Genomic DNA, 6137 nt, shown 5'->3' with positions numbered 1-6137 from the left:
CGCGCACAGCGGGGTCGCCTTTCTTTGGTTACTTTCTTTGGCGAGACAAAGAAAGTGACTCGCCCGCCGGGGCGAATTCCCGGCTCCTGCGCCAAACAACGAGCAAGGCAAAAACCAAGGCCCGAACGCCAAGTCCAAGCCAAAAAAAGACCAACGCAAAACCAAAGGCCCAGTGCCCTCACCCCCTCCCAGAGAAAGAGTTAGCAAGCCAACGCCAGCCACCCCCAAGAGGTCCAACGTCCTCATCGCCGCCCAAGCACCGTCTCGTCGTCGATCTCGACCCTCCCCTCCTCCAGATCAATCCTGCTGCGCATCAAGAACTCCAGCGGCACCGGCTGCGCCCAAAGCTGCCCCCGGATCTGGAGGCCGATGCGGTTGTGGGAGTCGAGAGCCGAGCCTTCCATGACGAGTTCCACTTCGAGTGTGCGAGGCAGGATGCGAGGCTCGAACTGCAGTATGGCGTTCTTCAGAGCCTGTTCCATGCTGACACGCTGAACGGACGACGTGAACTGGCCGGACAGCATAGGCAATCCGTAATTGAGCACCGAGCGTGCCGCGTTGGGATAACGCTTGTCGTCGAAGGCCAGCCCGTGCCCCGTCGCGTTGAGCAGCCAGGACAGGTCGCGCAGCATGGCCTGTCGCAATGCCTGCCGCGTGAGGGTGCGCTTGTCGTCGCTTTCGCGCTGTTCATGCGGCGCGTCGTCGACGAGCCGGTCGAGCAGCGAAGGCTGCAGGCGCTCCTGCGCGACCTGTTGTTCAGCCACCGGCGCCTTCCTCCGGCACCCGCGCGGCCGCTTCGGAGAAGAGGATCTCGCGCACGTCCAGCATGGCGTGCTCCTCCCCATCGTCGCCGCTGAACATGCGCTGGCCCCAGCCGGCCCAGACCTCGGGCCGCAGTTCGCGCCACTCGGTCTTGCGCGACAGCTGCAGGGCGCCGTCGCTGCAGTCCTGCGAGCCCTCGTAGCGCGTGGGCACCAAGGCCAGCGTCTCGCCGCCGTTCTCGAACTGCAGGTGCGCCGGCAGCCACACGCAATCGCGCAGGTCTTCCGGCGGGTCGAACTTCACGTGGGCCAGGCGAGCGAAGGGAATCCAGTAGTAGCGCCCGTTGACGAAAGCCTCCAGCACGGGGCCCAGCCGCATGTCGGCATCGGCCAGCCATTCGAAAGGCTTTCCGTCCAGCGTGCCCGGCGTGGCCGGCGCCGCATCGAAGGCGCGTGCGCGCAGGTCCTCGGCCAGCGCCGCATCGCCGGTGCCCTGGCGCAGCAGCGATTCGATCAAGAGCGCGAGCCACTCCTCCGGTTGGCCGAACACCATCGGCGTGCGCTTGCCGGCGAACACCTCGGCGCGCAGGCCCTCGCAGCGGATGGCCTCGCCGTAGACCTGCTTCATCGGAACGGCGAGCGCATCGAGTTCGGCAGCCACGCCGAGCTGGTTGAGCGCACGCTCCCACTGGCCCATCACGCACAGCAATTGGGCCATGAAGACGCGCAGCTTCGCATCGCCCGGCCTGGCGCGAACCTCATCGCTCAGCGCCTTGAGCGCGCCTGCCGGATCGGCGGCCTGCAGGAGTTCGGCGGATCGTGTCATGGCAGTCTTTCAGTCGTTGTTCATCACGCAGCTGCGGACCGCGCCGCGCTGGCCCGTGGCCTTCTGCGGCGCGGAGCGCAGCTCGACCTTCCGGTAGTGGAAGAAGATGATTTCGCAAGGCCGCCGCGGCATGCCGCCGGTCAGGATCGAATGGGTGTCGACGCGCGCGCCCTCCAGCACGATCTCGAGCGTGGGCTGCATGTCCTTCGACGAATCGCCGCCGGCCTTGAAGACCGAGAGCTGGACCTTGATGTCGCTGTCCTGGTTCTTCATCAGGCTGGCGATGGAGGCGGTGGCCGCATCGCAGTTGCGCACGACGATCAGGGGGTGGTTGCGCACCTTGCCCTTGCTCGCACCCGGCGGTGTCTTGACCTCGGCAAGGTACGCGTAGCCGGCAATGTCCATGCGCTGCTTGCCGTCCTCGTATTCGCGCTTGGACTCGCCCTCCATGACGGTGCCCTTGTTCTCGATGAGCATGGCGAAGTCGTTGTCGCTGGGGCCCGTCATGTGGTCGAGCAGGCGCAGGGCCTCGTCGGGGTCCAGGGTTCCGTCGATCGTCCAGGCCATCTGCAGCTCCTCGAATGAATGAATGAACAAGTGAATGAGGACCTCGCCCCTGTTTCCGGGCTCGATCGCGATGCATCGACAGGCGGGTCGCAGGCGTGCATGGTCAGTCGTCGACGCAGGTGCCCTCGTCAGGGACGAGGCATTGCGGCAGATCGGCGCCCACCGCCGCGCCGCGGGTGCGGATGCTGGAGCTCGCGGCCGCCGCCACGGCCTGGCCGCGCGGCAGCAGGATCCAGAGCTGCCCGCGCTCCTTCATGCGCCGGGCCTGTGCGGCGGCCTGCTGGCCGTTGCCGAAAAAGTAATCGGCCCGCACCGCGCCGCGGATGGCGCCGCCGGTGTCCTGCGCGATGGTGAGGCGCTGCATGGGCGAGCCGGTGCCCGGCGCGCGGGTGGAAACGAACACGGGGTAGCCCAGCGGCGTGCTGCGCGGGTCGACCGCGATCGAGCGGCCGGCCTGCAGCGGCACGCCGAAGGCGCCCACCGGCCCGCTCGCACCGCCGCCTGCCTCCTTGAAGAAGACGTAGCTCGGGTCCTTGATGCCGGAGCCGAGCACGGGGCTGGTCGCGCGCCGGCCGGGGACCACCACCGCGCCGCTGGCGGCCGGCAGGGCCAGGGTGAAGCCCCGGGTGCGGATCACCGCGCCGTCGTCCGGTTCGTCCTCGCCGTCGTCGAGTTCGAGTTCGATGCCCAGGCCGCGGGTCTTGACGCGGCTGAGGGGTTTTCCGGAGGACGACTGCGCGAGCGTCGGACGGAAAGGCTGGCCGTTCTGCTCGGCATAGGCGACGCGGATGAGCTCGCCGTTGGGCAGGCGGATGCGGCCCGAGCCCTGGATCTGCATCTCGTAGAGCGCGGTGGCGCTGCTGACGAAGGCCAGCACGCGGGCATTGGGCGCGCCCTTGGTCTCGATCTCCTCGCGCGTGTAGTAAGGCAGCAGGCGCCGGCCTTCGACGCGCAGTCGCACCTTGCGGTCCAGCGTGTCGCGCGTGATGCCGGAGAGGTCCAGCGCGTACAGGCCCGGTGCGCCCATGTCGCGGGTGGACAGGCCCTGCTGCACCTCCACGTTGCGGCCGACGATGCGCGCGGCCACCACGCCGTTGCCGCGCGGCAGTTTGCGCGCATCGGCGAAGAGCATGTCCTCGGGCTGTCCGTACACCGGGTAGATGTAGGGCGGCGCATAGGTGCGGCTGCCGGCGATCTCGGGCTCGAAGTAGCCGGTGACCACGCCGTCGGGCCGCCGGTCGTCGTCGCGGATCTGGTAGGCCGAGAACTCGCGCTCGAAGAAGCTGCGGATGGCGGGATTGCTGGTGGCATCCACCGCGGCGGCGCGCTGGCAGATCTGGCGCCACTCGGTCCCGCGGCCTGTCAGCACCTTGCAGCTGCCCATGAAGGCCGGCCAGCTCTCGGAGAAATCGTCCCGGCCCCAGCCCGGCACGGCGTCGAAGCCCACCGCGGTGTAGGTGGCGAGCTGGGTCGAGAAGGTGCGCGCCTGGCCCGCGATGCTGGCGTTGGCGCTCGGCGGACGCGCCGGCGCCGGTTCGGGCGCGGCAGCCACGGGCGCGGGTGCCGGTGCGGGCGCGGCCGCCGGCCTCACCGGCGCCGATGCAGTCGCGGGTGCAGGGGCCGGCGCCGGGGCCGTGGCGCAGGCCGCCAGCGTGGCCGCCACGGCCGCGGCTGCGCTCCAGCGTGCGGGGCCGCGCAGGAAAGAGAAGGGGATGCCGATCAGGGGATTCATGCTGCGCTCCGGATCTGAACGCATCGGGCTTCGGGCCCGACGCTCTGATGACGATTACTTCTCCGTGATCTTGAAGAACGCGGTGCCATAGCTTTCCTTGCAGGGCGTGCCGGACGGACACACGGGCTTGCCCAGCAGCGGTGCCGGCCCACTGCCGCGCGCGGCCTCCAGCGCGGCCAGCACCGGCAGGGGAAATTGCGGGAACACGCCCTCGCTCTGGATGCCGGAGCTGCTGAAGTCGCGCTCGTGCTCGCTGACCAGCACGGCGAACTGGTTCACGCCGGGCGGGCCGCCCGCGTCCATGGGCCAGGAGGCGCGCGGCAGCGCGAGGCTGGCGCCCGCGGCGATCTTGTTGTACTTGTCCAGCAGGTTCGGGAAGAGCAGGAACATCTCGCCGCCGCTGGACAGCAGGTAGACGTAGACGAAGCCTTCGCGCTTGCTGCGCACTTCGAAGCCCAGCTTGTCCTTGCCGACCGTGACCTCGGCCTTGCGGGGGCTGGCCGACACGTCGAAGCCGGGCGTGGCGCCTTCGGCCAGGGCCTGCAGCGACTCGGCCGGCGTGCGCGCCCGCGGCGGCGGAGGCGGGGGTGGCGGTGGCGGCGCGGGGGCCTGCGCGACCTGCGCCGCGGGCGGGGGCGCGGGCGCGACGGTGGCAGTGCCGTTGCGGCCACCCTCGTCGCCGCGGCCCTGCAGCCACCACCAGCCGCCGGCGGCGGCGAGCACGGCCACCGAGGCCACGGCCGCGATCACCATGCCCTGGCCCTTGGACTGCATCGCGGGTGCGGCGGGCGGAGGGGGCGGCATGACGGTGCGCGCGCCGCCCGCCTGCGTCGCGGGCACTGGGCGGATCACCGTGGCCCCGCCCTCCAGTCCGAGCGCCTCGCGCAGCGCGGCCATGGACTGCGGGCGCGACTCGGGCCGCACGCCCAGGCCGGCGTCGATCGCGGCCAGCAGGCCGGGGCTGTAGCGCTGGCGCAGCGCTTCGTTGCCGGCCAGCGGGGCGTAGGTGTCGTTCAGCAGCCGCGCCACCGACGGCGGCGGCGCGCGCCCGCACACGGCCACGTGCATCACGGCGGCCAGCGCGTACACGTCGGTCCACGCGCCCTGCGACATGTCCGGCATCTCGGCGTACTGCTCGATGGGGGCGTAGCCCGGCTTGAGGATGACGGTGATGGCCTGCGTCTTGTCGGTGATCACGCGCCGGGCGGCACCGAAGTCCAGCACCACCGGCCGGCCCGAGCCTTCGAGCAGGATGATGTTGTCCGGCGCGATGTCGCGGTGGTAGCAGTTGGCGGCATGCATCACGGCGAGCGCCTGCGTCACGCCGTCCATGATGCGCAGCAGCCAGCCTTCGTCGACGCCGCCACCGGACGCCTGCCTGGCCTGCAGGGCCTGGCGCAGGGTGTCGCCGCGGTAGAAGGGCATCACCATGTAGGTGGTGCCGCGCTCCTGCCAGAAGCGGTAGACCTTCAGCAGCGAGGGGTGGTCGAACTGGGCCAGCAGGCGGGCTTCGTTGATGAAGCTGCGCATGCCGAGGTCGAAGGTTTCTCGGTGCTGCTCGGAGAGGGGGACGACGGTGCCATCGCCTTGGCGGGTGGAGAGGGAGCTGGGGAGGTATTCCTTGATGGCGACGACACGCTCCAGGGTCGGGTCCCAGGCCTCGTAGACGACGCCGAAGCCGCCCTGGCCGACGATGCGCGTGACCTCGAATTCGGCCAGGTGGCTGCCGATGGGGAGGAGGCCAGCCTGCGTGTTGGCGCCGCTCCGGGAGGCGGCGGTGGGAGCGATGGTGGGGGCGCCGCTGTTGATGACGGTGGCGCCGTCGTCCTGTTGCGCGCTGGAGGGGGCGGGGCGGGTGGTGATGACCTGGGTGGGGTCGTCGTCCGAAGGGGTGGGGCGGGGTTGGTCGGTCATGGGGCCGCCTCCTGTGAGGCTGTGCCTTGCTTGATCTGACTTTGGGAGGGGGTGCGGGTTCTCGGCCTTTGTTTCGGCGCTGCGCTGGTTGTTGCGCAGGAGCCGGGAAATCGCCGCCTGGGCCTTTGTTTTGGCCTTGCCTGTTGTTTGGCGCAGGAGCCTTGAATTTGCCTCTTGGGTCTTTGTTTTGGCCTTGCTTGTTGTGTGGCGCAGGAGCCTTGAATTTGCCTCTTGGGTCTTTGTTTTGGCCTTGCTTGTTGTGTGGCGCAGGAGCCGGGAATTCGCCCCGGCGGGCGAGTTACTTTCTTTGTCTCGCCAAAGAAAGTAACCAAAGAAA

The 6137-nt window shown here is 69.5% G+C and carries 5 protein-coding genes; all 5 read right to left on the bottom strand.

The features are described 5' to 3' along the window. Window positions 1–242: 242 nt before the first annotated feature. The 5 genes from tssE to ABEA07_RS16055 all read right to left on the bottom strand — a co-directional run bounded on the left by tssE (window position 243) and on the right by ABEA07_RS16055 (window position 5800). On the bottom strand, window positions 243–764 hold the full coding sequence (gene tssE / locus ABEA07_RS16075) for a type VI secretion system baseplate subunit TssE (RefSeq protein ID WP_345539069.1): 522 nt from the start codon (window positions 762–764) through the stop codon (window positions 243–245). After that, window positions 757–1587, bottom strand: a complete 831-nt coding sequence (locus ABEA07_RS16070; protein ID WP_345539067.1) for a type VI secretion system accessory protein TagJ — start codon at window positions 1585–1587, stop codon at window positions 757–759. Before ABEA07_RS16070 ends, tssE begins: the two co-directional genes overlap by 8 nt. Window positions 1588–1596: 9 nt before the next feature. Further along, window positions 1597–2154, bottom strand: coding sequence for a type VI secretion system tube protein Hcp (locus tag ABEA07_RS16065; RefSeq protein WP_345539065.1), 558 nt, complete (start codon window positions 2152–2154; stop codon window positions 1597–1599). A 103-nt stretch (window positions 2155–2257) separates the two neighbouring features. After that, on the bottom strand, window positions 2258–3886 hold the full coding sequence (gene mltA / locus ABEA07_RS16060) for a murein transglycosylase A (protein WP_345539063.1): 1629 nt from the start codon (window positions 3884–3886) through the stop codon (window positions 2258–2260). A 54-nt stretch (window positions 3887–3940) separates the two neighbouring features. Next, the gene (locus ABEA07_RS16055) at window positions 3941–5800 is read right to left on the bottom strand and encodes a serine/threonine-protein kinase (protein ID WP_345539062.1); all 1860 of its coding nucleotides are present in this window, start codon (window positions 5798–5800) and stop codon (window positions 3941–3943) included. Window positions 5801–6137 lie beyond the last annotated feature (337 nt).

This window comes from Variovorax defluvii, assembly GCF_039541515.1.
Lineage (GTDB): Bacteria > Pseudomonadota > Gammaproteobacteria > Burkholderiales > Burkholderiaceae_C > Variovorax > Variovorax defluvii.
This window is presented reverse-complemented; position numbering and strand designations above follow the sequence as displayed.